General features: G+C 73.2%; 26 protein-coding genes. 13 read left to right on the forward strand and 13 right to left on the reverse strand.

The features are described 5' to 3' along the window. Positions 1–238: 238 nt before the first annotated feature. The 3 genes from EOE48_RS05785 to EOE48_RS05795 all read left to right on the forward strand — a co-directional run bounded on the left by EOE48_RS05785 (position 239) and on the right by EOE48_RS05795 (position 2,674). Complete coding sequence (locus EOE48_RS05785; RefSeq protein WP_246153975.1) at positions 239–1,036, forward strand: PIG-L deacetylase family protein; 798 nt, start codon at positions 239–241, stop codon at positions 1,034–1,036. Between the two features lie 4 nt (positions 1,037–1,040). Next, positions 1,041–1,832, forward strand: coding sequence for a class II glutamine amidotransferase (locus EOE48_RS05790; RefSeq protein WP_127727841.1), 792 nt, complete (start codon positions 1,041–1,043; stop codon positions 1,830–1,832). Between the two features lie 119 nt (positions 1,833–1,951). Continuing rightward, on the forward strand, positions 1,952–2,674 hold the full coding sequence (locus EOE48_RS05795) for a sigma-70 family RNA polymerase sigma factor (RefSeq protein ID WP_127727842.1): 723 nt from the start codon (positions 1,952–1,954) through the stop codon (positions 2,672–2,674). A 32-nt stretch (positions 2,675–2,706) separates the two neighbouring features. On the opposite strand, the gene EOE48_RS05800 is transcribed toward EOE48_RS05795, so the two are convergent. From EOE48_RS05800 to EOE48_RS05815, 4 genes are all read right to left on the reverse strand, one after another. After that, positions 2,707–3,924 carry a DUF3095 domain-containing protein gene (locus EOE48_RS05800; protein ID WP_127727843.1) on the reverse strand — a complete coding sequence of 406 codons (1,218 nt, stop codon included), beginning with the start codon at positions 3,922–3,924 and terminating at the stop codon, positions 2,707–2,709. Positions 3,925–4,022: 98 nt separating this feature from the next. Further along, a complete protein-coding gene (locus EOE48_RS05805) occupies positions 4,023–4,475 on the reverse strand; it encodes a cyclic nucleotide-binding domain-containing protein (RefSeq protein ID WP_127727844.1) in 453 nt (150 codons plus the stop codon). A gap of 99 nt (positions 4,476–4,574) precedes the next feature. Continuing rightward, the gene (locus tag EOE48_RS05810) at positions 4,575–5,261 is read right to left on the reverse strand and encodes a response regulator transcription factor (protein WP_127727845.1); all 687 of its coding nucleotides are present in this window, start codon (positions 5,259–5,261) and stop codon (positions 4,575–4,577) included. A gap of 148 nt (positions 5,262–5,409) precedes the next feature. Beyond that, positions 5,410–6,099, reverse strand: coding sequence for a 3'-5' exonuclease (locus EOE48_RS05815; RefSeq protein ID WP_246153977.1), 690 nt, complete (start codon positions 6,097–6,099; stop codon positions 5,410–5,412). Between the two features lie 76 nt (positions 6,100–6,175). Here EOE48_RS05815 and EOE48_RS05820 point away from each other — a divergent pair, with 76 nt between their 5' ends. Continuing rightward, a complete protein-coding gene (locus EOE48_RS05820) occupies positions 6,176–6,742 on the forward strand; it encodes a L,D-transpeptidase family protein (RefSeq protein ID WP_127727847.1) in 567 nt (188 codons plus the stop codon). Between the two features lie 433 nt (positions 6,743–7,175). On the opposite strand, the gene EOE48_RS05825 is transcribed toward EOE48_RS05820, so the two are convergent. Then, the gene (locus EOE48_RS05825; protein WP_127727848.1) at positions 7,176–8,423 is read right to left on the reverse strand and encodes an acyltransferase family protein; all 1,248 of its coding nucleotides are present in this window, start codon (positions 8,421–8,423) and stop codon (positions 7,176–7,178) included. Between the two features lie 708 nt (positions 8,424–9,131). On the opposite strand from EOE48_RS05825, the gene EOE48_RS05830 reads away from it, so the two are divergent. The 5 genes from EOE48_RS05830 (at position 9,132) to nudC (ending at position 12,986) form a co-directional block, all read left to right on the forward strand. Beyond that, positions 9,132–9,332, forward strand: coding sequence for a hypothetical protein (locus EOE48_RS05830; protein WP_127727849.1), 201 nt, complete (start codon positions 9,132–9,134; stop codon positions 9,330–9,332). A gap of 87 nt (positions 9,333–9,419) precedes the next feature. Next, positions 9,420–10,628, forward strand: coding sequence for a chromate efflux transporter (gene chrA, locus EOE48_RS05835; protein WP_127727850.1), 1,209 nt, complete (start codon positions 9,420–9,422; stop codon positions 10,626–10,628). A gap of 97 nt (positions 10,629–10,725) precedes the next feature. After that, positions 10,726–11,568 (forward strand): universal stress protein, encoded by an 843-nt coding sequence (locus tag EOE48_RS05840; protein ID WP_127727851.1) that lies wholly within the window; start codon positions 10,726–10,728, stop codon positions 11,566–11,568. A 64-nt stretch (positions 11,569–11,632) separates the two neighbouring features. Next, a complete protein-coding gene (locus EOE48_RS05845; protein WP_127727852.1) occupies positions 11,633–12,046 on the forward strand; it encodes an HIT domain-containing protein in 414 nt (137 codons plus the stop codon). Between the two features lie 10 nt (positions 12,047–12,056). After that, a complete protein-coding gene (gene nudC / locus EOE48_RS05850; protein WP_127727853.1) occupies positions 12,057–12,986 on the forward strand; it encodes an NAD(+) diphosphatase in 930 nt (309 codons plus the stop codon). Between the two features lie 33 nt (positions 12,987–13,019). Here the strand turns inward: nudC and EOE48_RS05855 are convergent, their stop codons facing one another. The 7 genes from EOE48_RS05855 to EOE48_RS05885 form a co-directional block, all read right to left on the reverse strand. Continuing rightward, entirely contained in the window at positions 13,020–13,715 is a 696-nt protein-coding gene (locus tag EOE48_RS05855; RefSeq protein ID WP_127727854.1) for a carbonic anhydrase, read from the reverse strand. 62 nt (positions 13,716–13,777) lie between these two features. Continuing rightward, on the reverse strand, positions 13,778–13,996 hold the full coding sequence (locus tag EOE48_RS05860; protein ID WP_127727855.1) for a hypothetical protein: 219 nt from the start codon (positions 13,994–13,996) through the stop codon (positions 13,778–13,780). Between the two features lie 101 nt (positions 13,997–14,097). Further along, the gene (locus EOE48_RS05865; RefSeq protein ID WP_127727856.1) at positions 14,098–14,613 is read right to left on the reverse strand and encodes an NUDIX hydrolase; all 516 of its coding nucleotides are present in this window, start codon (positions 14,611–14,613) and stop codon (positions 14,098–14,100) included. Next, the gene (locus tag EOE48_RS05870) at positions 14,610–15,341 is read right to left on the reverse strand and encodes a DUF429 domain-containing protein (RefSeq protein ID WP_127727857.1); all 732 of its coding nucleotides are present in this window, start codon (positions 15,339–15,341) and stop codon (positions 14,610–14,612) included. Before EOE48_RS05870 ends, EOE48_RS05865 begins: the two co-directional genes overlap by 4 nt. A gap of 83 nt (positions 15,342–15,424) precedes the next feature. Continuing rightward, positions 15,425–16,849: a methyl-accepting chemotaxis protein gene (locus EOE48_RS05875; RefSeq protein WP_246153979.1), complete on the reverse strand. Its 1,425-nt coding sequence runs from the start codon at positions 16,847–16,849 to the stop codon at positions 15,425–15,427. Positions 16,850–17,028: 179 nt separating this feature from the next. Further along, positions 17,029–17,370, reverse strand: coding sequence for a hypothetical protein (locus tag EOE48_RS05880; RefSeq protein WP_127727859.1), 342 nt, complete (start codon positions 17,368–17,370; stop codon positions 17,029–17,031). A gap of 93 nt (positions 17,371–17,463) precedes the next feature. Then, complete coding sequence (locus tag EOE48_RS05885) at positions 17,464–18,729, reverse strand: D-amino acid dehydrogenase (RefSeq protein WP_127727860.1); 1,266 nt, start codon at positions 18,727–18,729, stop codon at positions 17,464–17,466. A 151-nt stretch (positions 18,730–18,880) separates the two neighbouring features. Here EOE48_RS05885 and EOE48_RS05890 point away from each other — a divergent pair, with 151 nt between their 5' ends. Continuing rightward, on the forward strand, positions 18,881–19,330 hold the full coding sequence (locus EOE48_RS05890) for an Lrp/AsnC family transcriptional regulator (RefSeq protein WP_246153981.1): 450 nt from the start codon (positions 18,881–18,883) through the stop codon (positions 19,328–19,330). A 13-nt stretch (positions 19,331–19,343) separates the two neighbouring features. Here EOE48_RS05890 and EOE48_RS05895 read toward each other — a convergent pair whose 3' ends face one another. After that, positions 19,344–21,032, reverse strand: coding sequence for a methyl-accepting chemotaxis protein (locus EOE48_RS05895; RefSeq protein WP_127727862.1), 1,689 nt, complete (start codon positions 21,030–21,032; stop codon positions 19,344–19,346). A gap of 408 nt (positions 21,033–21,440) precedes the next feature. On the opposite strand from EOE48_RS05895, the gene EOE48_RS05900 reads away from it, so the two are divergent. From EOE48_RS05900 to EOE48_RS05910, 3 genes are read left to right on the forward strand one after another with little or no spacing between them, the layout of a single operon-like run. Beyond that, positions 21,441–22,412 (forward strand): LysR family transcriptional regulator, encoded by a 972-nt coding sequence (locus EOE48_RS05900; RefSeq protein ID WP_127727863.1) that lies wholly within the window; start codon positions 21,441–21,443, stop codon positions 22,410–22,412. 15 nt (positions 22,413–22,427) lie between these two features. Beyond that, positions 22,428–23,255, forward strand: coding sequence for a putative hydro-lyase (locus EOE48_RS05905; protein WP_425463626.1), 828 nt, complete (start codon positions 22,428–22,430; stop codon positions 23,253–23,255). A gap of 52 nt (positions 23,256–23,307) precedes the next feature. After that, the gene (locus EOE48_RS05910) at positions 23,308–24,561 is read left to right on the forward strand and encodes an ABC transporter substrate-binding protein (RefSeq protein WP_127727864.1); all 1,254 of its coding nucleotides are present in this window, start codon (positions 23,308–23,310) and stop codon (positions 24,559–24,561) included. Positions 24,562–24,691 lie beyond the last annotated feature (130 nt).

A 24,691-nucleotide genomic window follows, 5' to 3' on the forward strand; every position in this document is an offset into this window, starting at 1 on the left:
AATCTTTGCGACGGGTCATCTCGCAAGTGCGGTATCGTCGTCAAGATGGACGCGAGCGCAGGAGGTCTGCGCCGCGGTCGATTCGTGCGGCACCGTAAGATACGGGCAACACTCGGCTTCGGGCGATTCTCGACAGGAGCCGCGTGCGCGGGTCTCGGCGAGCGGGCCGGGCGCGCCATCTTGCACCGGGGCGGTCGCGCCGCCATGACAGTCGACCGCGTTCGAGAGCCAGAAGACCGTGACGCCAGACCCGGACGAGCGCCGCCTGCCCCCTCCCGACCGGCCGGGGGCGCCCGCCTCCCCCGCCGAGCGGTTCCTCGCCGCCCTCGCCGATCCGGCCTGCGGGCCGGTCGATGCGGAGCGGGCGGCCCTGGTCGTGGCCCATCCCGACGACGAGAGCATCGGCTGCGGCGCGCAACTGCCGCGGCTGCGCGGGCTGACCGTCGTCCACGTCACCGGCGCCGGGCCCCGGCTCGAGGAACTCGACGCCGCGATGGCGCTCGCCGGGGTGCCGGCGGCGCGCCGCCTCGCCCTCGGGTATGCCGATGGCGGCGTCGCGGAGAGGATCCCCGACCTCGCGCACCGCCTCGCCGGCCTGTTCGCCGAGCGCGGCATCGCGGTCGCGCTCACCCATGCCTGGGAGGGCGGGCACAGCGACCACGACGCGGTGGCGCTCGCGGTCGCCGGCGCGCGCCGACGGCTCGGGCCCGACCGCCTCGGCGTGGTCGAGATGCCGTACTACCACGCCGGCCCGGACGGGTTCGAGGCCGGGGGCTTCCTGCCGGCGGTGCCGCCGCGGCGGGCGATCGCCCTCCACCTCGACCCGGACGATTGCGCCCTCAAGGCGGCCCTGTTCGCCGCCCATGCCAGCCAGGCGGAAACCCTGAACCGGATGCCGATCGCCCTGGAGCGGTTCCGCGAGGCGCCCGAACCGGATGTCTCCGCGCTGCCGAACGGCGGCCGGGTGCTCTACGACGGCCCGGGCTTCCTGGCGCAGGCGCGGGCGGCGGGCCGCGCCCTCGGGATCGGCGGCTGAGGCGATGTGCGAACTCCTCGGCATGAGCGCGAACGTCCCGACCGACATCCGCTTCAGCTTCGCCGGCCTCGCCCGCCGCGGCGGCGAGACCGGGCCGCACCAGGACGGCTGGGGCATCTCGTTCTACGAGGGCCGCGGGAGCCGCAGCTTCCACGATCCCGAGCCGAGCGCGCGCTCGGAGATCGCCCGGCTGCTGCGCCGCTACCCGATCAAGAGCCGGATCGTCGTCGCGCATGTCCGCCGGGCCAACCGCGGCCGGGTGACGCTGGAGAACACCCACCCGTTCAGCCGCGAATTGTGGGGCCGCACCTGGACCTTCGCGCATAACGGCCAGCTCAAGGGCGTGAAGCGGCTGCCGCTGACCCGGTTCCAGCCGGTCGGCACCACCGACAGCGAGCACGCCTTCTGCTGGATGCTCGGCCGGCTCGAGGCGCGCTGGTCGTCGCTGCCGCGGCCGACCCGCCTCGACGGGGCGGTGCGCGAGCTGTGCGCCGAACTGCACGGGCTCGGCGTGTTCAACATGCTGCTGTCGGACAGCCGCACCCTCTACGCCCATTGCGGCAAGCGCCTGTGCACCCTGACCCGCCGGGCGCCGTTCGGCACCGCGACGCTGATCGACGAGGACTGGCGCGTCGATTTTGCCCAGGAGACCACGCCCGACGACATCGTGACCGTCATCGCCACCCGGCCGCTGACCCGGGACGAGACCTGGACCGACCTCGCGCCCGGCGAGGTGATGGCGTTCCGCCTCGGCGTGCCGGACGGCGACGAGCACGGCGCCGCGGCGGGGGGCTGACGCGGAAGCTTCCCGGCCAAGGTCTTTCCGGCCAAGGTCTTGCCGGGTAAGGTTCGTCACGAGCCTTTCCGCCTCCCGGATCGACCCCATCTGTCCAGGGGGAGCCAGATGCGAGAGCCATGACGCGCGACACCGCCTCGAACCCGCCGGACGGGCTGCGGCCCGGCCTGTCCGCCACGATCCGCACGCATCTGGGCGACCACCTGCGGGCCGCCTACGAGACCCTCGGGAGCGAGGATCCGAGCAACCGCTTCGCCGACCTGATCGCCCGGCTCGAAGCCGCGCTCAAGGCCCAGGGCGAGGTGGTGCGGCCGGAATTCCGCGACGGGCTGCTCCAGGCGGTGCCGTCGCTGCGCGCCTTCGCGCTCTCGCTGACCAGCAACCCGGCCCGCGCCGACGACCTCGTGCAGGATACCCTGCTCAAGGGCTGGCAGCACCGCGGCCGGTTCCAGCCGGGCACCAACCTGAACGCGTGGCTGTTCACGATCCTGCGCAACATCTTCTACTCCGACCACCGCAAACGGGTGCGCGAGGTCGAGGACCAGGACGGCTCCTACGCGGCGCGCCTCGCCACGGCGCCGCACCAGGGCGACCGGCTCGACGTCGAGGACCTGCAGAGCGCGCTGGCGAAGCTCCCGGCCGACCAGCGCGAGGCGCTGGTGCTCGTCGGGGCGGAGGGCGTGTCCTACGAGGAGGCGGCGGCGATCATGGGTTGCAAGGTCGGCACGGTGAAGAGCCGGGTCAGCCGCGCCCGCGGCCGTCTGGCCGAGCTGCTCGGCTACGACGAGGAGGATCTCGGCACCGACCGGTTGATCCGCTCGGCGATGCCGAAGGACGGCTGAAGCACCTCGCGCCGGCGCCGACGCGAGGCCGCTCAGAGTCCCGTCGCGAGCTTGGCCTTGAGCACCCCCGCGGCGCGGGCGTAGCCGCCGCCCTCGCCGTCGATGAAGTGGACGTGGTCGCTCGCGCTCGGCGCCGGCGTGATGCAGGTCACCAGCGCCGAGCCCTGGCGGTGCAGCCCGAAATCCAGGATCCCGTCCCGCTCGGCCCGCAGCAGCCTGTCCTCGATCCGCCCGGCGGTGTCCGGGTCGCAATCGATCGTCATGCGCAGGCCGTCGTCGTATTTCTGGAAGTCGGCGTTGGCGGTCATCTCGCGCCGGTAGCGGCCCGGGACGAAGCCGCCGACCGTCAGCCCGAACCGGAAGATCAGGTGCATCAGGGCGCCGCGGCCGAGGACCGCGAGGCGGCGCACGGCGCGCGGGCCGCGCCCGGGCCGGGCGCCGAGTTCCGCCTCGACCCCGGCCGGCGGCCAGGCCAGCATCGGCCCCTCCTCCGGCAGCGGTCGGCCCATCGCCGGCAGGGCGGCGACGAGGCGCAGGATGTCGGCGATCGCGCCCCGGAGGCCGGCCGGGTCGGCGCCGTCGCGGCCGATGGCGACGATCGACAGGACGATTCCCCGCCGCGCCCGGGTCGGCTCGAACCGGCAGGACAGGCCCGACAGGTCGGGCCGGGCCCCGGCCGGCGCCTCCGCCACCTCCCAGCGGCCGGCCTTCAGCGCACGCTCGGCGAAGGCGAGCCCGCCGCCGGTGACCATCGCGTAGGCGACGTCCGGCGAGGGCGCGTAGCGCGCCACCCGCAGGTCGCGGCCGGCGGCCCGAATCTCCGCGACCGGGATCAGGGCGGCGCGCAGCCGCAGCCCCATCGCCTCCCGCGCCCAGGTCGCGGTCTCGGAGAGGGCCACGCGGGCGGCCGCCTCGTCCTCCGGTGCCAGCAGCGCGGCGGCGCCGTCGCCGCCGAAGGTGAACGGCAGGTCGCGCCCGCCGAGCGCGTTGCGCAGGGACGCGATCGTGGCCGCGCCGACGAAGTTGACCTCCCGGTAGCGGCCGGCGGCGATGGCGGCGCCCGACTCGACCACGTCGGTGATCGCAACCGACCACGAATCCGGCACCGGCCGGTAGATCGCGTCGTCGAGCACGCGCTGGAAGTCGGAGACCGCGACCACGTCGGCGTAGCGGAAGGCGGGGGCATCGGCCGGCCCCGCAGGAGGCGTCTCCGCCGCCGCGCCACCGGTCGTCCTGGGCCGTGCTTCCATCCTGCATCCTCCGGTGGCGCGATAGGGGTTCGCCGGCAGGCCCCGCCAGGGTACAGGGGAGCCCCCGTCAGGGTACAGCGGAGCCCCGCCGGGATGCGTCAGGTCCGCCGTGCCGCGCGCGATCCGGCGAGGTCGCGCACCAGAGCCGCGAGTTCGTCCGCAAGCGCGTCGTGGATCGCCGCGGCGGCGTCCGGGAAGACTTCGAGGACCCGGCGCATCAGGGTGCGGGGCACCACCATCACCTCGGCACCGGCCTCGCCCGCGCGGGCGGCGCTCGGCCGCTCGCCGGCCACCAGCAGGGCGGTCTGGCCGATCACCGCCGCGGCTCCCGCCTCGACCGGCGCCGCGCCGGGCGCCCGCGCCTCGACCCGCACCGAGCCCGCCAGCACGACGTAGCCGGCCTCCGCCGCCGCGCCGCGGGCGAACAGCTCGGCGCCGGGCGCGAGGCGCAGGCGCTCGGCGGCGAACGAGATCAGCCGCAGGGCGTCCCGGTTCATCAGGCCGAACAGAGGTGCCGCGGCGAGCGTGGCGATGTCGTCGTCGAGCGCCAACGGCCCGGTACTCCCCCCTCCGCCCGGGGGCGGCCACGAACAAGCTTAACCGATTCAACCGGGCCGCGCACCCGCCGGAGGGCTCCTACCGGATCGGTATCACGGCACCAGCTTGTAGCCGCCGCCCTCGGTCACCAGGATCGAGGCCGCGGCCGGGTTGGGCTCGATCTTCTGGCGCAGCCGGTAGATGTGGGTCTCAAGGGTGTGGGTGGTGACCTGGGCGTTGTAGCCCCAGACCTCGGCGAGCAGGGTGTCGCGCCCGACCACCTGACGCCCGGCCCGGTAGAGGAAGCGCAGGATCGCGGTCTCCTTCTCGGTGAGCTTCAGCTTCGAGCCGCGCTCGCCGACGAGCAGCTTGGCGCCCGGCCGGAAGGTGTAGGGGCCGATCTGGAACACCGCGTCCTCGCTCGCCTCGTACTGGCGCAGGTGGGCGCGGATGCGGGCGAGCAGCACCGCGAACTTGAACGGCTTGGTGACGTAGTCGTTGGCGCCCGATTCGAGGCCGCTCACGGTGTCGTCCTCGGAATCCTGGGCGGTCAGCATGATGACGGGCCCGCGAAACCCCTGTCCGCGCATCAGCTTGACCGCCTCGCGGCCGTCGAGGTCGGGCAGCCCGATATCCATGACCACGAGGTCGACCCGCTCGGCCCCGACCCGGTCGACGGCGCCCCGGGCGGTCTCCTCGGTGACGACCTCGAACTCCTCGCAGAGGACGAGCTGCTCGCTCAGCGTCTCCCGGAGTGCGGGATCGTCGTCGACGACGAGCAGGCGGTGGGCGTTGGACATCGGTTCGGCACTCTCGGGACGGCCGCCCGGCGGCACGGATGCCCGGCCGGACGTTGCGGCAGAGACCGGCGGGACCGCGCCCCGGGATCGGGCGCGGACCGCCGACGCGACAGTAGTGGAGCCCGGGTTCGCGGCAAGGGTCGGCGCCTCACTGTCCAGAGACGGTGACGGGGACGGAGGCTCCGGCCGACCGCGGCGGCAGCCGGCCCTCGGGCCGCGGCGGCACCGGCCGCAGGTTGGCGGGAGGAAGCGTCAGGCCGTCCAGCCGCGGCAGGTCGACCGGGCAGGCCTGGAGCCAGAGATAGGCCCGCAGGGCGAGCCACGCATCCTCCAGGGCGCCGTGGCGCGGCCCGGCCCGCGCGACGCCGAACCGGGCGCACACGGCGGCAAGGGACTCGCGGCCCTTCTCGCCCCGGCGCCGGTACGCCTCCCAGGTGCAGTAGCGCGGCACCGCGAGCGGCGGCAGCCCGGCCCGGGCGAGTTCGCGGTCGAGGAGGCCGAGATCGAACGCCGCATTGTGGGCCACCACGAGGTCGGCCGCCTCGATGAGACCGGCGAGCGCCGGAAGGTGGGCGTCGATCGGGTCCTGATGGCGCAGGGTCCAGTCGTCGTAGCCGTGCAGGGCCTCGGCCCGGGCATGGCTGCGGCGACCCGGATCGAACACGAGGTGGCATAGGCGGAGCGGCGGCGCCGGCCCGGTCAGCGCCGCGGCCTCGACCGCGACGAGGCCGAGGCTGACGATCCGGTCGCGCTCGCGCAGGCCGGTGGCCTCGACGTCGAGGGCGAGGATCCGTGCCGGCAGCCAGCCGAGCCAGTCGGGTCCGGCCCCGTCGTTCACTCCGGCCTCCATGGTCAAGCGGATCGCCGCCCTCTACACCGCGGCGCCACCGCCACGCACCGGGACCCGTCGCCCCATGTCCCTCCGACTTCGCTCCGTCCCCTCTCGGCCCGTCCGCACTACCCTGCCGCTGCTGCGGGTCCGCGTCAGCGTGCTCGACCGCAGCCGCGGCACGCTCATCGCCGGCCCGGTGCTGATCCCGTGCGCGCTCGGCAAGGGCGGAATCGTGCGGACGAAGCGCGAGGGCGACGGCGCCTCGCCGCGGGGCTGCTTCCGCCTGCGCGGCGGCTTCTACCGCGCCGATCATCTCGGGCCGCGCCCGCGCACCGCCCTGCCGCTACGCCGGACCGCGCCGGGCGACGGCTGGTGCGACGACCCCCGCGACCGGCGCTACAACCGGCCGATCCCGCTGCCGGCGGCGGGGGTGAGCGCCGAGCGGCTGTGGCGCGACGACGGCCTCTACGACCTCGTCGTCGACCTCGACTACAATCGCGGGCCGATCCGGCGCGGGCACGGCAGCGCGATCTTCCTGCACGTCGCCCGGCCGGGCTTCCGACCGACCGAGGGCTGCGTGGCCCTGCGGCGCGAGGACCTGCTGCGGCTCGCCCGGCGGCTGGGGCCGCGGACCCGGCTCTGCCTCTGATGCGGTTTCTGATTGATCGCTCGGCGATCCCTGCGGGATCGTGGCGATTGCCGTGCAATCGCTTCGCGTTGCAGAAACCGGCTTCGCTCAGCCGCCGCGCGGGCTCGTTGGAGCATTTTCCGACGAAGCGGGTACCGGTTCGTCGTAGAAAAGGCAGCAAGTTCAAAGACCGAGAGAAGCTTCGCGATGGCAGCGCGATCGTGACGTGCTCCAGTCGAAATCCGGAAGCAATCGTCCGGATTTCGACTGACGAGCCGCCTCGGCGTCGCCCTGTCCCGGGAGGATCCGACCCGTCCTGCGGTCGGGGGAGGATGAGACCGCTATCGACCCGGACGGGTGCCGGGAACGCGACGAGCAGGATCGCGGGGGCGATCCTGCTCGGGCCGGGCATCGGGCCGGAGCGGTCGCGCTCCGGCCTTCGGGTGGGGTCGCCTCAGGTCGCGGTCTTGCTGATCGGCTGGCCCTCGATCGGCACATCCGGCTTGAACGACTCCGGATGCAGCATCGCCGAGATCTTCGCCGAGCGCGGGGCGATATAGACCTTGAGCTTGAGGAAGTGCTTCTCGATGAGGTGCCAGGACGCCACCGAGAACAGGATCGTCATCACGAGCGCGAGCAGCGCGACGGCACCGAGGTTGTGGCGCAGCGAGGGGGCCGCCGCGATGATCGCCTGCGTGGCCGGATAGCCGTAGAGGTAGACGCCGTAGGAGTAGTCGCCGCTGTTCAGGTACGGGATCCGCGGGAACGACGTCAGCCCGATGAACACGGTCAGGTAGGTGAGCAGGATCGGATAGAGGTAGACCGTGCGGCTGGACATCATCAGGACGTAGCAGATCACGCCGGCGACGATCGCGTAGCTCCAGCGATAGGCGATCTTCTCACGCCAGAGGAAGATGAACACGCCGGCGAAGAAGTAATACACCATGGTCGCGCCGGTGAGACGCCCGCCCACGACATGGAGACCGAAGAAGCTGTTGCCGATCAGCAGCGCGACCGTCGCGATGGCGAACAGCACGGTGAACAGCATCCGGTTGTAGAGCACCGACGCGAACATGCCGATGGCGATGATCACGTAGCAGTAGAACTCGTACGGCAACGTCCACAGGTTCGAGTTGACGTTCTTCGACAGGCTGGTGGTCTCGAACACGCCGGGGAGCGTCAGGACCACGTGGCCGATGATGTTGCCGAAATAGATCCAGAAGCCGCTGGACGTGAAGTATTCCTTCAGGGGCAGCGTGGTGAAGATGGCTCCGAGGACCACCGCGCAGAGCATCACTTCGACGAACAGCGCCGGAACGATGCGAAGGGCGCGCAATCCGAGGAAGCGCGGAACGCTGCGGGTGCGGAAGGCGCTGCCCGTGACCAGGAAGCCGCTGAGCGCGAAGAACATCGGCACCAGGGAGAGCGTGTAGGGCCGGGCGAGGCCCGTCACCGCCGGCCCTTCCGGACCCAGGAGCGGACCGCCGGCCTGCGCGCCGATCGCGCCGGCCACCTCCGGCGACAGGCCGAAGAGGTTGGCGAGCAAGCTCGACAGGAAGCCGCGGTTGCCGGTGATGCCGGACGCATGGCTGAGCAGGATCGCGACGGCGAGGCCCATGCGAAGGAGATCGAAGCCCGGCCCCGCCCCCTTGTTGTCATCCAGCACTTGGCCGAATGACTTTGCCTTTGGCCATTTGAGCATCGTACGTCCTTTCGCTGGCTGGCGCTCAGGGCAACGTGTCGAGAGGGACCGTGATTCGGTCCGGGCAGGGTGGATCCGGAATCGGTCCGCGTCGTCTGATGCGGCCCATCATCTGTCAGTCGTGTTGATGCAAGTCAAGTTCATGCAAGTCGAGCCTGCTCGACCATGGTCGGGACTGCCAAGCAAGCGCCAGGAACAGACGATCTCGGGCGAGACCGGAATATCGGCGAGACCGATGATCTGCCATTGTCACGACCGATCCTGTCGGGCCCCGGCGAATTCGTCCCCCGACGCGGCGCGACGGAGACGTTTCGTGAGGCCGACCTGCTGGCCGCCGACGGCAGACGACATCGAACACTCCTCGCGACCGCGTGGCGAACGTCCGGAGCGCCGACGCGAATTCTGTACCACCGGACGATGGCCGCATCGTGGAAGCGATGCCCTTGGCAACCGGCGTCGCCCGCTCCGCCGGCCGTCCCGCGACGGGACGATCCTGCCCCGGCGCGGGGCGAGGATGTCCCACCGGACGCCGAGGCGGCGGGCGAGGCATTCGGGACGTGGGTATCCGATACTCTACCGCACTGCAACAAAGAAAGGAAAATGCGCCACCGGCACATTGGTAACGCTGCCACACTCGCGCCATGTTTACGCTCGGGTTAAGGTCCGGCAAAACCACGAGGTCACGGCATCGGATCCAGGGAGGAACGCATGCTCGACGCCTACACCGCGACCGAGATCGTCCGCGCTCGGCAGATCCATGCCGCCGAGGGACCGAAGGACAGCCTGTGGAACGACGCCGTGCGCCGCCGCGCGACGCAGGCCGAGATCGCGGTGCTGCTGAGCGACGAGGAGCGCCACCGCTACCTCGAACAGGCGCGCGCGGAAATCCGCGGCCTCCACGCCGGTTGACCGCCCGACCGGGTTGATCGCCCCCCCGGACCGGGCCACAAGCCCAGCCGGGGCAGGTCCGCCCCGCAGGGACGGGACGGATCCGGCATGGACGAGGCGCGCCACCACGGCCTCCGCGGCGACACCGCGGCCGGCCGCTGGCCCGAGGTCTTCGCCGCGTTCCTGCGCCTCGGCCTCACCGCCTTCGGCGGTCCCGTGGCCCATCTCGGCTACTTCCGCGACGAGTTCGTGGTCCGGCGCCGCTGGCTCGACGAGGCGGCCTATGCCGACCTCGTCGCGCTGTGCCAGTTCCTGCCCGGCCCGGCGAGCAGCCAGGTCGGGATCGCCCTCGGCCTGCGCCGGGCGGGGACGGCCGGCACCCTCGCGGCCTGGACCGGCTTCACCCTGCCCTCCGCCGCCGCGATGGCGCTGTTCGCCTCCGGGGCGATGCTCCTCGACGGTCCGGCCGGGCGCGGCGCCCTGCACGGGCTCAAGGCCGCCGCCGCCGCGGTCGTGGCGCTGGCGATCCTCGGGATGATGCGCAGCCTCGCCCCGGACCGGCCCCGCGCCACCCTGGCGGTGGCCGCCGCCGCCATCGCCCTGGCGCTGCCGGGGGTCGCCGGCCAGCTCGCCGCCCTGGTCCTCGGCGGGCTCGCCGGGCTCGCCCTGCCCGGGCAGCCCGCCCCATCGGCCGGGGCGCCCGCGGCGGCCGGCCCGGTCGGCCGCCGCACCGCCCTCGCCTGCCTCGGCCTGTTCGCGCTGCTCCTCGCCGGCCTGCCGCTGGCGGCGGAGGCGGCCGGCAGCCCCGGCCTGACGCTGTTCGCGCTGTTCTTCCGCGCCGGCGCCCTGGTGTTCGGCGGCGGCCACGTCGTGCTGCCACTGCTCCAGGCCGAGCTGGTGCCGCACCTCGTCGGCGCCGACGCCTTCCTGGCCGGCTACGGCGCCGTGCAGGCGATGCCGGGGCCGCTCTTCACCCTGGCGGCCTATCTCGGGGCCGTGGCCGGCGGCCCCGCCGGGGCGGCGGCGGCGCTCGCCGGCATCTTCCTGCCGTCGTTCCTGCTGGTCTTCGGCACGCTGCCGTTCTGGGGCCGCCTGCGCGGCGTGCCGCGGGCGCGCCGGGCGCTGGCCGGGGTCAACGCCGCGGTGGTCGGCCTGCTGCTCGCCGCCTTCTACGACCCGGTCTGGACCGCCGGCATCACCGACCGCGCCGCCTACGCCGTCGCGGCCGCCGCCTTCCTGCTGCTGTTCCTGTGGCGGGCGCCGCCCTGGCTCGTCGTGGGCGTGAGCGCCGGGGCCGGCGCGCTCCTGGCCGGCTGAACGCCCCGGGCAAAGCCCTGGGGGCCGCGCCTCCGGCGCTCTGGACAGCGGCGGCGGCGGCGTGATGCTATGCCGCCCGTACCGAGGTCCCGTGCCGATGAAGACCCTCCTGGTTCCGGTCGCGCGCCACGCGCTGCTCGATTCGGTGTTCACCACCGCCCTCCTCGCCGCCCGCCGCTTCGACGGCAGCATCGAGGGCTTCGGCCTGCGCCCCGCGCTCGCCGAATACGTCCCCGTCGACATGGTCGGCGGCATGACCTGGGTCCGGGACGAGGAGACCGACCGGGCCGAGGCGCGCGATTGCGGCAGCCTGTTCACCGCCTTCATGGACCGGCACGGCGTGCCGCGGGAGAGCGCCGGGGTCGCCCAGGCCGGTCCGCGCTACCGCTGGCTCCCCGAGGCCTCGCCGGGCGACGGCTTCCTCGCGCAATACGCCCGCCTGTTCTCCGCGACGGTGGTCGGCCGCCCCCATGCCGGCGACGACGGCCCGCGCATGACCACCCTCGAGGCGGTGCTGTTCGAGAGCGGCCGGCCGCTGCTGATCGCCCCGCCGGAGCCGCCGGCGACGATCGGCGACACCGTGGTGATCGCCTGGAACGGCTCGACCGAGACCGCCCGCGCGGTCGCCTTCGCGGCGCCGTTCCTGCGCAAGGCGTCGCGGATCGAGGTTCTGGCGGTCGAGACCGGCATGGTGCCGGGCCCGAGCGCCGAGGCGATGGCGGCGGCGCTGACCCGCGAGGGCCTGTCGGCCCAAGGGCGCACCCTCGCGGCGGGGCGCCGCACCCCGGGCGAGATCTTCCTGGAGGAGGCCGCGGCGATCGGCTGCGACCTGCTCATCAAGGGCGCCTACACCCAGAGCCGCCTGCGCCAGATGATCTTCGGCGGCCCGACCAGCCACATCCTCGCCCACGCGGCGATGCCGGTCCTGATGGCGCACTGAGCCGGTCCGGCGTTTGCCCGCGCCCGCGGCACGTCCTACACCATCGCGGTCATCCGAGGCCCCGATGTCCGATTTTCCCCTCGATCCCCGGCTCGCCGCCGACACCCTGGCGGTCGGCGACCTGCCGCTCTGCTCCGTGCTGCTCCTCGACGACGCCCGCTTCCCCTGGCTGGTGCTGGTACCCCGCCGGGAGGGGGTGAGCGAACTCACCGACCTCTCGCCCGAGGACGCCGCGACCCTGATGCAGGAGACGCGGATCGCCGTCGGGGTGATGCAGGCGCTCGCCAAGCCCGACAAGGTCAATGTCGGGGCGCTCGGCAACGTCGTGGCGCAGATGCACGTCCACGTCGTCGGGCGCTTCCTGTCCGATCCGGCCTGGCCCGGCCCGGTCTGGGGCCATGGCAGCCGCACGCCCTACCCGCCGCACGCCGCCGCGCAGCTCGTCGAGCGCGCCCGCGCCCTGTTCGCCGACGCCTGAGGACCCGCCCGTGACGTCTCCCCTCGACCGCCTCGGCTTCGCCCGCAGCCTGCTCGAACGCCACTCGGCCGAGCGCACCGACCCGGCCCCGACGCTCGCCGGCAGCCCCGGGGCCGGGCTGGTGCTGTTCGCCGGCGAGCAGGCGGTGCTGCGCCGCGCCGGCGACAGTGCGACGGCCCTCCTGACGCCGCCCGACCTCGAACGGGCACCGGACCCCGCGCCGGTCCTGTTCCTCGGCCGGATCGAGGGCCGCCCGGTTTTCGGCACCGCGCTCCCGGCCGATGCCGGCGCGCTCTACGCCGACGACCTGGCCTACCGGGTGGTCGACCTGCGCACCATCGCGGTCGAGGGTGCGGTCGCGGCACCGGAGACCGGGCTCCTCGCCACCGCCAAGTCGCTGCTGTCCTGGCACGGCCGCCACGGCTTCTGCGCCAATTGCGGATCGCCGACGACGATCGCCTGCGGCGGCTACCGCCGCGACTGCGCCGCCTGCGGCACCGAGCACTTCCCCCGCACCGACCCGGTGGTCATCATGCTGGTGACCCGCGGCGAGTACTGCCTGCTCGGCCGGCAGGCCCGCTTCCTGCCCGGCGTCTATTCCTGCCTCGCCGGCTTCCTCGAACCCGGCGAGACGATCGAGGACGCGGTGCGGCGCGAGACCTTCGAGGAGGCCGGCCTGCGGGTCGGCGCGGTGCGCTACCGCGCCTCGCAGCCGTGGCCGTTCCCGTCCTCGCTGATGATCGGCTGCGAGGCCGAGGCGCTGTCGGGCGGGCTCGACGTCGAGCTGATCCTCGACCGCACGGAGCTGGAGGACGCCCGCTGGTTCTCCCGCGCCGAGGTCCGGCAGATGCTGGAGCGCACCCACCCGGACGGCCTGACGACCCCGCCCCCGATGGCGATCGCCAACCTGCTGGTGCGCGGCTTCGCCGGGGAGGCGTAGAGGCTCCCGGCCCCGGCGCGCCGGCGGCGCGGCTCAGCCGCCGCTGCCGGCCTCGTCCTGGCAGCGGATCAGCCGGGTCGCCCCGCCCGCGCCCTCCGGCACCGCGAGGTGGAACTCGCCGGTCTGCGGATCGCGCAGGCGCAGCTCGCCGCTGGCGATGCCGAAATGCGCGCCGTGCAGGTGCAGCCTGCCGCGCTCGACCAGGATGCGCACGCAAGGGAAGGTCAGCAGGTTGGCGAGGCTGTTCTCGACCGTGGCGTATTCGAGCCGCAGGAGGTAGTCGGGCCGCTTGGCGGCGTCGGGCGCCTCGGCCTTCAGCTTCTCGGCGGCCGGCCGGATCAGCGACACCCAGCGGCCGATGAAGTCGCCCGGCGAGAGCGGCGCCACGTCGTCGGCGAAGGCGCGCACGCCGCCGCAGCGGGCATGGCCCAGCACCACGATGTGCTTCACCTTCAGCGCCTGGACGGCGAATTCCAGCGCCGCCGAGGTGCCGTGATACTCGCCGCCGCTCTCGAAGGGCGGCACGAGGTTGGCGACGTTGCGCACCACGAACAGCTCGCCCGGGCTGGCGTCGAAGATCACCTCCGGCGAGACCCGGCTGTCGCAGCAGCTGATGACGAGGATCTCGGGGCTCTGCGTCTCGGCGAGGGCCTTGTAGCGGCCCTGCTCGCGCTGGAAGCGGTCGCCGAGGAACGCGCGGTAGCCGTCGGTGAGCGTCTGGGGAAACATCGTCGGTCCTCCGGTCTGCGGCAGCCGGGGCGGGAGGGGCCGTCCCGCCCGCCGCGCCGCTCTCAGTAACCCTGATAATAGCGCCGCTTGGCCATCACGCGCGCGGCGTCGCGCTTCATCTTCTCGTAGCGCCAGCAGGCGCGCTCGTCGCCGTAGGCGCAGCGGGCGCGGTAGTCGCGGGCGATCCAGGCCCGGCGGGGATCCTCCAGGGACATCGCAGAGGCGAGCGACGGCGCCAGCGTCGCGGCGGCGAGGACCAGGAGGGCGAGGCGGATTCTCATCGGGACGCTCCAGGACACGGGCCGGCACCGCCGGCGGGAGGAAACGGCTCCTGCTTACGGGAGAGATCCTTAACGGCGGCGCTCCGCCGCCGAGCGCAGGCTTATGCCGCACCCTCGCCCCAGGTGAGCCGGACGTCCGTCACCGCCTCGCCGGCGACGATCCGCCGCGCGAGGGCGGCGAGGCCGGCGGGCTCGACCCGCTCCCCGGTGGCGGCGAGTTCGTCGAGGCTCCACCAGCGGGTGCCGTAGAGCGGGTTGTCCTCGGTCTCGGCGAGGCGGCTGGTGTCGATCTCGTCGTTCGGCAGACGGACCACGAAGTAGCGCTCGCGGGCGATGCGCGGCTTGCGGAACAGGGTGAACGGGCCCTCGCAGCGGGCGACCATCGGCCCGAGCGGCGCGTCGGCGACGCCGATCTCCTCCTCCAGCTCGCGCCGGCAGGCCTCCTCCGGCGTCTCGCCGGGCTCGATTCCGCCGCCGGGCATGAACCAGAACTTGCGCTCGCCCGGCCGGGCGGGATCGACGTCGCGCACCGCCTCGTAGGCGATCAGCAGCAGGCGGTCCTGCGGGTCGAACACCAGCGCGCGGGCGATGTCGCGGGTGGGCAGGGAATCGGTCATGGTCGGGCCTCGTCGGGGCGCAGGGTCCAGATCGCGGCCGGCAGGCCGTGGGCATCGCGCTCGGGCGGGTCTGGATAGGACACGGCGCGGCCGTTGGCGATGGCCTCGGCGACCGCCAGCGCCGCGAGGGCATCGAGCAGGTCGTCGGGCTTGGCGCCCCGGGGCGGCGGTCGCCCGGCCGCGTCGCCGAGCCCGACCCGGGCGAGCAGCGCCCGGCGCCGGGCGGCCCCGGCCGGCGAGCGCTTGGTCTCGGCGAGCGGACCGCCGGCGAGGCCCGCGAAGGCGAGTTCGGGATGGACCTCGAACACCCGGGCGACGAGATCGGGCCGGGCACGCAGCAGCGCATCGACGGCGCGGATGCGCGGAAACAGGGCGTTGGCCGGCGGCGAGGGCGCGAAGGGCTGGGTCTCGGGGCGGCGCGACAGGGCGATGGCGGCGGCGTAGTCCCCGGCATGGACCACCGGGCGGGCCGAGGTCGGGAAGACCGAGGCCCGGCGCGGTCCGAGCAGCGGGCGCACCAGCCGCTCGGCGAGACGCCCGCCGGCCTCGACCCGGTCGGGCAGGCCGATCGGGATGTCGACGGCGACGATGGCGGGTGCCTCGGGCCCGTCGCAGACCGCCGCGAGATCGGCGACGACCCGGACCGTCACCGCGCCGTCGGCGGGGTCGCGGAACGCCGCGATCCAGCCCGCGGGGCAGCCGTCGACGCCCGCCACCACCTCCGTCATCCCGCCTCCGCCCGCGAGCCCGTCCGGTATGCTCGGGCGGCGCCGGGCGTTTTCAAGCCCGGCGGCCCGCCCTCCGCTCCGCCTCAGGCCGCCCGGACCATGGCGAGGAAGCGGGCGATCTCGTCGCCGAGGCGGCCGGTCTCGTCGCTCAGGGCCGAGGCCGAGGCGAGGACCGCGCCCGCCGCGGTGCCGCTCTCCCCGGCCGTCCCGGCGACCTCGGCGATGCGGGTGCGGACGGCACCGGTCCCGGCCGCCGTCTCGGCCACGTCGCGCACGATCGCGCCGGTCGCCGCCTCCTGGCGCTCGACCGCCCGGGCGATGCCGGTGGCGACGGTGCTGACCTCGCGGATGCGGGCGATGATCGCCTCCACCGCCGTCACCGCCTCGCCGGTCGAGGACTGGATGCGGGTGATCTGCGCCGTGATGTCGTCGGTGGCCTTGGCGGTCTGGTCGGCGAGCGTCTTGACCTCAGCGGCCACCACCGCGAAGCCGCGCCCGGCCTCGCCGGCGCGGGCGGCCTCGATGGTGGCATTGAGCGCCAGCAGGTTGGTCTGTGACGCGATGGTGGAGATCAGCGCCACGACGTCGCCGATCTGCCGGGCGGCGGCGCTGAGGTCGCGCACGAGGTCGGCGGTGCGGTCGGCCTCGCCGGCGGCCCGCCCGGCGACCTCCGCCGAGGCGGCGGCCTGCCGGCCGACCTCGTGCATCGAGCCGCCGAGTTCGCGGGCCGCCGCCGCGACCGCGTCGATCGTGTCGCCCGCCGCCCCGGCGGCGGCGGCCACCGACCCGGATTGCTCCGCCGCGCGGTCGGCCGCCTCGGTCATCGCGGACGCCGCCATCCGCAGCCCGGCGGCGGACGCCGAGACCGCGCCCACGATCCCGCCGAGGCTGGCCTCGAAGGTCTCGGCGACCTGCCGCCGGTCGCTGCGGCGCCGCTCGGCCGCCGCGGCCCGGTCCTGCTCGGCCTCGCCCTCGACCTCCCGCAGCCGGGCGAGCTGGGACCGGGACTCCTCCTCGGCCCGGGTCAACCCGGTGAAGGAACGCTCCATGGTCCGGCACAGCCAGACCAGCACCCCGGCCTCCATCGCGACGATCACCGCGTGCAGGAGCACGCGGGCGAGATCCCCGCGGGCGTCCGGAAAGACCAGGGCAGGCATCGCGAGGTTGAGGAGCAGGTGATGGGCCGCGGTCGCGCCGGCGCCGACCAGGATGACGCGCCAGTCGCACCACCCCGCCAGGATCGCCAGGCAGGCGAAGAAGTACATGTGCAGGTCGGCCTGCCAGGGGCGTCCGGCGGCCTCGGCGAGGATCACCATCGCCAGGCCGATCAGCGCCAGGGCGCTCGCCGCGCGCGTGGCGGCGCCGGTCGGATCGCGCCGCCACAGCAGCGACGGCACGCCCGCCAGGACCAGGGCGATCGCGCAGGGCTCGACCACCGCGAGCCCGTCGCCGGTCATCAGGCCGACCGCCGCGATCACCGGCAGATGCAGCCACAGCAGCGCGATCACAATGCGCGCGAAGCTCCGCCGAATATCCGCAAGATCGCTCATTGCCGCCCATGACTCCCCGTTCTTCGAGAGGAGCATGCGCGGCTTCCGGAATCCTTAAACTCGCACGGCAACGCTGCGTCATTCGCCCGTGCCGTGCCGTCGTCCGCCGGCCGGCCGCGATGGATCGAGGCGCCCCCCTACGGCAGGGCAGTCGCGGGCCGCGCCGCGGGGCCGCATCCCGCCGGACCCGCCGACGCGAGGACGAGCCACGCGCCGGCCGCGTAGAGGCGCAGCGGGAAACCGGGCCGGTCCGAGGTCGCCACCAGGGCGTTGCCGGTGCCCGTCGACGCGACGAGGCGGCCGTCGGCGCGGGCGACGAGGTCGGCCATCTCCCGCGGCGTCCGCCCCGGGGCTCCGATCACCACCACGTCGCGGGTCCGCGGCAGGGCGAGCAGCAGCGCCGGCGCGAGCACGAGCACGCCGAGGCACGTCGCCACCAGCGCCGGCCCGGGTCGGCCGGCGGCGCGGGAGCGCGGCAAGGATTCGGCAAGTCGTCGCATGATCGAGGCGGCCCCGGACGCAGGGTCCGCCGTCACCGGCTAAGAAATCCTTGCACCGACCCCGAGAAGCCGTCAGGCCGCCAGGGCGTAGCGGGCGCCGGCGAGGTCGCGGTGAGCGATGTCCGGCTCGCGGCCGCTCATCAGGTCGGCGAGCAGGCGTCCCGAGCCGCAGGCCATCGTCCAGCCGAGGGTGCCGTGGCCGGTATTGGTGAACAGGTTGGCGTAGGAGGTCGCGCCGACGATCGGGGTGCCGTCCGGCGTCATCGGCCGCAGGCCGGTCCAGAACCGGGCCCGGGACAGGTCGCCGCCGTCCGGGAACAGATCGGAGACCGAGCGCTCCAGGGTGGCGCGGCGGGGCGCCCGCAGGGTGCTGCTGAAGCCGGCCAATTCCGCCGTGCCGCCGACGCGGATGCGCTCGCCGAGCCGCGTGATGCCGACCTTGAAGGTCTCGTCCATCACGGTCGAGACCGGGGCGCCGGCCTCGTCGGTGACCGGCAGGGTCAGGGAATAGCCCTTCACCGGGTAGACCGGCAGGTCGAGGCCGAGCGGGCGCAGCATCGCCGGGGTGTAGCTGCCCATCGCCGCGACGTAGGCGTCCGCCGTCAGCACCTCGCCCGAGGCGGTGACGGCGCCGGTGATCCGGCCGCCCTCGTGGCGCAGGCCGGCGACCGCGACGCCGTAGCGGAAGCCGACGCCGAGCCGCTCGCAGATCGCCGCGAGCGCGGTGGTGAACAGGTGCGCGTCGCCGGTCTCGTCGCCCGGCAGCCGCAGGCCGCCGGCGATCCCGCCCGTCACCCGGGCGAGCGCCGGCTCGGCGGCGACGCAGCCGGCGGCGTCGAGCACCTCGTAGGGCACGCCGTAGGCGTCGAGCACCGCGGTGTCCTCGCCGACGTGGTCGAGCTGCTTCTGGGTGCGGAAGAGCTGGAGCGTGCCCCTCTCGCGGTGGTCGTAGGCGATGCCGGTGTCGCGGCGCAGGTCGCGCAGGACGTCGCGGCTATACTCGGCGAGGCGGACCATCCGGCCCTTGTTGCGCCGGTAGGCGTCCTCGGTGCAGTTCGCCAGCATGCGGGCGAGCCAGCCGTAGAGCCTCGGCTCCAGGCTCGGCCACAGCACCAGCGGGCGGTGGCGCATCATCAGCCACTTCATCGCCTTGACCGGAATGCCGGGGGCGGCCCAGGGGGCCGAGTAGCCCGGCGAGACCTGCCCGGCATTGGCGAAGCTGGTCTCCAGGCCGGCTCCGGGCTGGCGGTCCACGACCGTCACGGCGTGCCCGGCGCGGGCGAGGTAATAGGCCGTGGCGACACCGACGACGCCGCCGCCGAGAACGAGAACCCGCATCGCGATCACCCCCTGGAGCGCCGGCCCGGCCGGACGAGTGCGGCCGCAAGGGTAGGCGCAACGATCGCCGAATGTCCCGCCGCTTGCTCGCAGGATCCGTCGCGTGCGAGGATTCCGCGCACGATCGTGCGAGGAAATGGAGGATCCTGCCGTGGCGGTCCAGGACGAGATCGACGCCGCGATCCTGCGGGTGCTGCGCGGCGACGGGCGGATCAGCAACGCCGACCTCGCCCAGCGGGTCGGGCTGTCACCCTCCGCCTGCCTGCGCCGGCTGCGGCTCCTGGAGCGCAGCGGCGTCATCCGCGGCTACACGGCGCTGATCGAGGAGGCGGAGGGGAGCGGGCGGCTGGTGGTGCTGACCCAGATCACCCTCGACCGTCAGACCGAGGAGTACCTCGTCCGCTTCGAGGCGGCGGTGCGGCGCTGCCCGGAGGTGCGCGACTGCTACCTGATGACCGGCCTGTCCGACTACCTGATGCGGATCGAGGTGACGGATGCCGGCGATTACGAGCGCCTGCACAAGGAGGTGCTGTCGCGGCTGCCCGGCGTGGCGCGGATCCAGTCGAGCTTCGCGATCCGCACCGTCGTCGGGCTGCGCTGAGGGCGAGCGCCGCTCAGGCGGCGCGCACCGTGCCGAGGAAGCGCGCGACCTCGGCCGAGAGATGGTCGGATTGCCGCGACAGCGCCGAGGCCGAGGCCAGAACCTGGCTCGCCGCCGCGCCCGTCGCCTCGGCGGCTCCCGCCACGCCCGCGATGTTGTGCGTCACCTCGCCGGTTCCGGTGGCCGCCTCCGCGACGTTGCGCACGATCTCGTGGGTCGCCGCGCCCTGCTGCTCCACCGCCGCGGCGATCGAGGCCGAGACCGTGCTAATCTCGCGGATGCGGGCCGTGATCGCGTCGATCGCCGCGACCGCCTCGCCGGTGGTGCCCTGGATCCGGCCGATCTGCGCCGTGATCTCCTCGGTCGCCTTCGCGGTCTGGCCGGCGAGTTCCTTGACCTCGGCCGCCACCACGGCGAAGCCGCGGCCCGCCTCGCCGGCGCGGGCGGCCTCGATGGTGGCGTTGAGCGCCAGCAGGTTGGTCTGGCCGGCGATGCCGGTGATCATCGTCACCACGTCGCCGATCCGCGCCACCGCGCCGCTGAGCTCGTGGACGTGGCCGGCGGTGCGCGACGCCTCGGCGACCGCGGTCTGGGCGAGCGCCGCCGATCCGGAGACCTGCCGGCCGATCTCCTGGACCGAGGCGCCGAGTTCCTCGGCCGCCACCGCGACAGTGCCGACGTTGGAGGCCGCCTGCTCGGCCGCCGCCGCGACGGCGGTCGACTGGCCGGCGGTCTGGGTCGCGGTGCCGGCCATCGCCTGCGCGGTCGCCTGAAGCTGGGTGGCGGAGGCCGCGACGTGCTCGATGATGCCGCCGACGGCCTGCTCGAAGCTCTCGGCCATCTCGCGCATCCCGGCCTTGCGCTGCGCCTCGGCGGCCAGCCGCGCCTGCGCGGTCTCCTCCTCCAGGGCGCGCATGCGGATCAGCCCGTCCTTGAACACCTGCACGGCGTCGGCGATCGACCCGATCTCGGTGCGGGCGCCCTGGTGCGGGATCGAGACCGTCAGGTCGCCGGCCGCCAGCGCCTGCATCGGCGCCACCACCGAGGCGATGCCGCGGGTGACGCCGCGCACGATGAGCACCGCCAGCACGATCGAGGCGACGAGGCCCGCAACGATCGCCGCGAGGGCGGCCGTGCGGGCGGTCTCGTACACCGCCTCGCTGCGCGCCTGCGCCGCGGCGGCGCCGGCGTTGTTGAACGCCACCAGCGCCTCGATCGCCTTCGACATCGCGCGCCGCGCGGCGATGCCCTTGGTCTCGTAATACGCGAACGCCTCGGCCCGGCGGCCCGAGCGGGCGAGATCGAGGACGATCTGGCGCTGGGTCTCGAACAGGGCGGCGTCCCGCAGATAGGTGTCGTAGAGCGCCCGCTCCTCGGGCGAGCCGATCAGCCGCTCGTAGGCGATCCGGGTCTCATCGACCCACTGGCCGAAGCGCACGAGATCCTTCTCGGTCGCCGCCACGGTCTGGGGGTCGGCGGCCTGGGTGAAGCGCAGGAGGACGCCGTTCAGCCGGGCGAGCCGGGTGTCGAGTTCGCCGAGGGTCCGCACGCTCGGCAGCCAGTTGGTCTCGATCTCCAGCGCCTGCCGGCGCATCGCCTGGGTGCTGAGGAGACCGAGGACGCCGAGGCCGACGACGAACAGGGTCAGGATCGAGAAGGCGCCGATCAGGCGCGCGCGGATGGACAGGGAGGAAGCGGACACGGCAGGCTCCGGACGTCGTCGGACCGCCTCAAGCCCCCAAAGCCCGGCGGTTTCCGGCAATATAGCGCCGCGATTCGTTAAAAGATCGCAGTGCATTCCATGTTGCAATCGACGTCGCCACAGACCCCGATCGCCCCGACGACTGACCGGATCCTGAAGGACCGGATCGCGGATCCGGGATCATTGACCAATGGTCAAGTATCGCTACCCGTTACGGATCCGGCAACCATCCGGACGGATCGTAGTACGTCACCCTGCCGGTCCCGGTCGAACGACGTGCTTCGCCGCGACAGCCTTCCGCACCACGGCGGCACGGCCCTTGCCAGTCCCTCCGCGGCCGCCGGTTTTTTCCCGTGACGCCGCGCGGCGTCCGATCCAGACTGGCGCGAAATCGGGAGAGGCACCCCCTTGGCAGAGATCCGCTCCCTCGAGATCTTCTACTGGACCGCCACGCTGTGCAGCTTCCGCGGGGCGGCCGAGCGGCTCAACACGACCCAGCCGGCGGTGTCGCAGCGGGTGGCGGCGCTGGAGGCGGAGTTCGGCTGCAAGCTGTTCGAGCGCCGCGCCCGCTCGGTCTGCCTCACGCCGAAGGGCCGCGACCTCCTCGGCTACGCCGAGCGCTTCCTGCGCCTGCGCACCGAGATGACCGAGGCGCTGGTGAGCCCGGCGCTGGCCCGCGGCGTGCTGCGCCTCGGCGTGTCCGAGACCATCGTCCACTCTTGGCTGATGCGCTTCATCGAACGGATGGCGCAGGTCTATCCCGGCGTCACCGTCGACATCGCCGTCGACATCTCGCCCAACATGCGCGACGCGCTGCTCGACCGCGAACTCGACCTCGCCTTCCTGGTCGGGCCGATCACGATGCCGAGCCTCGTCAACCTGCCGCTGTGCCGCTACGGCGTCGCGTGGATCGCGGCGCCCGGGCTCGACCTCGGCCCCGGCGAGGTGCCGCTGGCCGAACTGATCCGCCACCCGATCATCACCTACCCGCGCAACACCAACCCCTACGCGCAGCTCCACGACCTGATCGCGCGCTCGAACCTGCCGCCGCCGCGCCTGCACAGCAACGCCTCGCTCTCGACCATCGTGCGGATGACCCTCGAGGGGATCGGGATCAGCGTGATCCCGCCGGCGATCGTGCGGCGCGAGCTGGAGGCCGGCGACCTGCGCATCGTCAACACCGCCACCGACCTGCCGGACATCGTCTTCACGGCGACCTACGCCAACGTGCCGGATGCCGGCCTCGCCGCCCCGGCCGCCCGCCTCGCCCAGGAGGTCGCCGCCGAGGCCGTCGCGACCGATAAGCTGGCGTTATCGAAATCGATGCGGAATGACGATTTGTACCGCACTGCACACTCTGTGAACATGGCGCATTCCTGAGCAACGGGGTTCGCCATGCCGTCCTTCGCAGCCGCCGCCGACCGCGCCACCCCGACGGGACGCCCGTCGATGACGGGCCACGAGGCGCGGCTCGCCTGCCGGTCCGGCGCGATCTCGGGCAGCACCGCCAACATCGCCAACGGCTACGTACAGGGCAACCTCGCGGTCCTGCCGGGCGACCTCGCCGACGAGTTCCTGCTGTTTGCTCAGCGCAACCCGAAATCCTGCCCGATCATCGGCGTCTCGGCCCGCGGCGAGCGCTCGATCCCGGAACTCGGCGTCGACCTCGACATCGCCACCGACGTCGCCGGCTACCGGGTCTGGCGCCACGGCGAGGTGGTGGAGGAGCGCCTCGAGGTCGGCGACCTGTGGCGCGACGACCTCGTGGCCTTCGTGATCGGGTGCTCGTTCTCGTTCGAGGCGGCGATGCTGGAGGACGGCCTGCCGCTGCGCCACGTCGAGATGGACGTGAAGGTGCCGATGTACCGCACCAGCATCCCGTGCGCCCCGGCCGGCCGCTTCGCCGGGCCGATGGTGGTGTCGATGCGCCCGCTCAAGCCGGCCCAGGCGATCCGCGCGGTGCAGATCACCTCGCGCTTCCCCTCGGTGCACGGCGCGCCGGTGCATCTCGGCCTGCCGGAGATGATCGGCATCCGCGACATCGGCCGGCCCGATTACGGCGACGCGGTCACCATCGCGTCCGACGAGATCCCGGTGTTCTGGGCCTGCGGCGTCACCCCGCAATCGGTGATCGCGGCGGTGAAGCCGGACTTCGCCATCACCCACGCCCCCGGGTCGATGCTCATCACCGACCGCCGCAACAGCGAATTCGCGGTCCTCTGAGCCCGCCCCGCCTTCCTTCGCCGCACCTGCCCCGCCGCACCTGGAGTCAGACATGATCCGTCGTCGCGAAATCCTCACCGGGGGCGCGGGCGCCCTCGCCCTCGCCGGGCTCGGCCTCGGCCCCGCCCGCGCCGCGCCGAGCGAGGTGGTGGTCGGCGTGCTCTACGCAATGTCGGGGGCCAACGCCCAGGTCGGCGTCGATGCCCGCCACGCCATCGAGACCGCCCTCGACATCGTCAACAACGACCACGACCTCGACCTGCCCAACGCCAAGGGCACCGGCCTCAAGGGGCTGGGCGGCGCCAAGATCCGCCTCGTCTTCGCCGACCACCAGAGCGACCCGCAGAAGGGCCGCGCCGAGGCCGAGCGCCTCATCACCCAGGACAAGGTCTCGGCGATCGTCGGCTGCTATCAGTCGGCGGTGTCGTCCACCGTCAGCGCCACCTGCGAGCGCTACGGCGTGCCGTTCGTCTGCGCCGACTCGTCCTCGCCGAGCCTGCACCGCAAGGGCCTGAAGTTCTTCTTCCGCCCCGCCGCCCACGACGAGATGTTCTCGGCGGCGATGTTCGACTTCATGGACGCCATGCGCAACAAGGGCGAGAAGATCGACTCGGTCGCCCTGTTCTTCGAGGACACGATCTTCGGCGTCGACTCCTCCACCGTTCAGCGCAAGCTGGCGGGCGAGCGCGGTTACAAGGTCGTTTCGGACATCAAGTACAAGACCAATTCGCCCTCGCTGACCGCCGAGGTGCAGCAGATCAAGACCGCCAACGCCGACGTACTGATGCCGTCCTCCTACACCACCGACGCGATCCTGCTGACCAGGACGATGGCGGAACTCGGCTACAAGCCGAAGAGCATCATCGCCCAGGCGTCGGGCTTCTCCGAGAAGGCGACCTTCGACACGGTCGGCGACAAGCTCCAGGGCCTGATCTCGCGGGCGAGCTTCTCCCTCGACCTCGCCGCCAAGCGGCCGATGATCAAGACCGTCAACGACATGTACAAGGCCCGCGCCGGGCGAGACCTCAACGACAACACCTCGCGCCAGTTCATGGCGCTGATCGTGCTCGCCGACGCCCTCGACCGCGCCGGCTCGGTCGAGGGCCCCAAGATCCGCGAGGCGCTCGCCGCCACCAACATCCCGGGCGAGCGCACCATCATGCCGTGGTCGAAGGTCGCGTTCGGGCCCGACGGCCAGAACGTCAACGCCGACCCGGTGCTGCTGCAATATGTCGGCACCAGCTTCGTCACCGTCTTCCCCGAAGCGGTGGCGGTGTCGCCGGCCAAGTGGCCGATGAACGCGTGACGCCCTAGGGCGGCGGCCGGTTCTGACCGGCCGGGACGGAGATGCATCGGACGCCCCCACCCTCCCCCCTCTGCGGGGGAGGGTGCCCCGCGAAGCGGGGCGGGAGAGGGGAACGCGACGCTGATCCAGG

It is taken from the genome of Methylobacterium oryzihabitans, assembly GCF_004004555.2.
Taxonomy (GTDB): domain Bacteria; phylum Pseudomonadota; class Alphaproteobacteria; order Rhizobiales; family Beijerinckiaceae; genus Methylobacterium; species Methylobacterium oryzihabitans.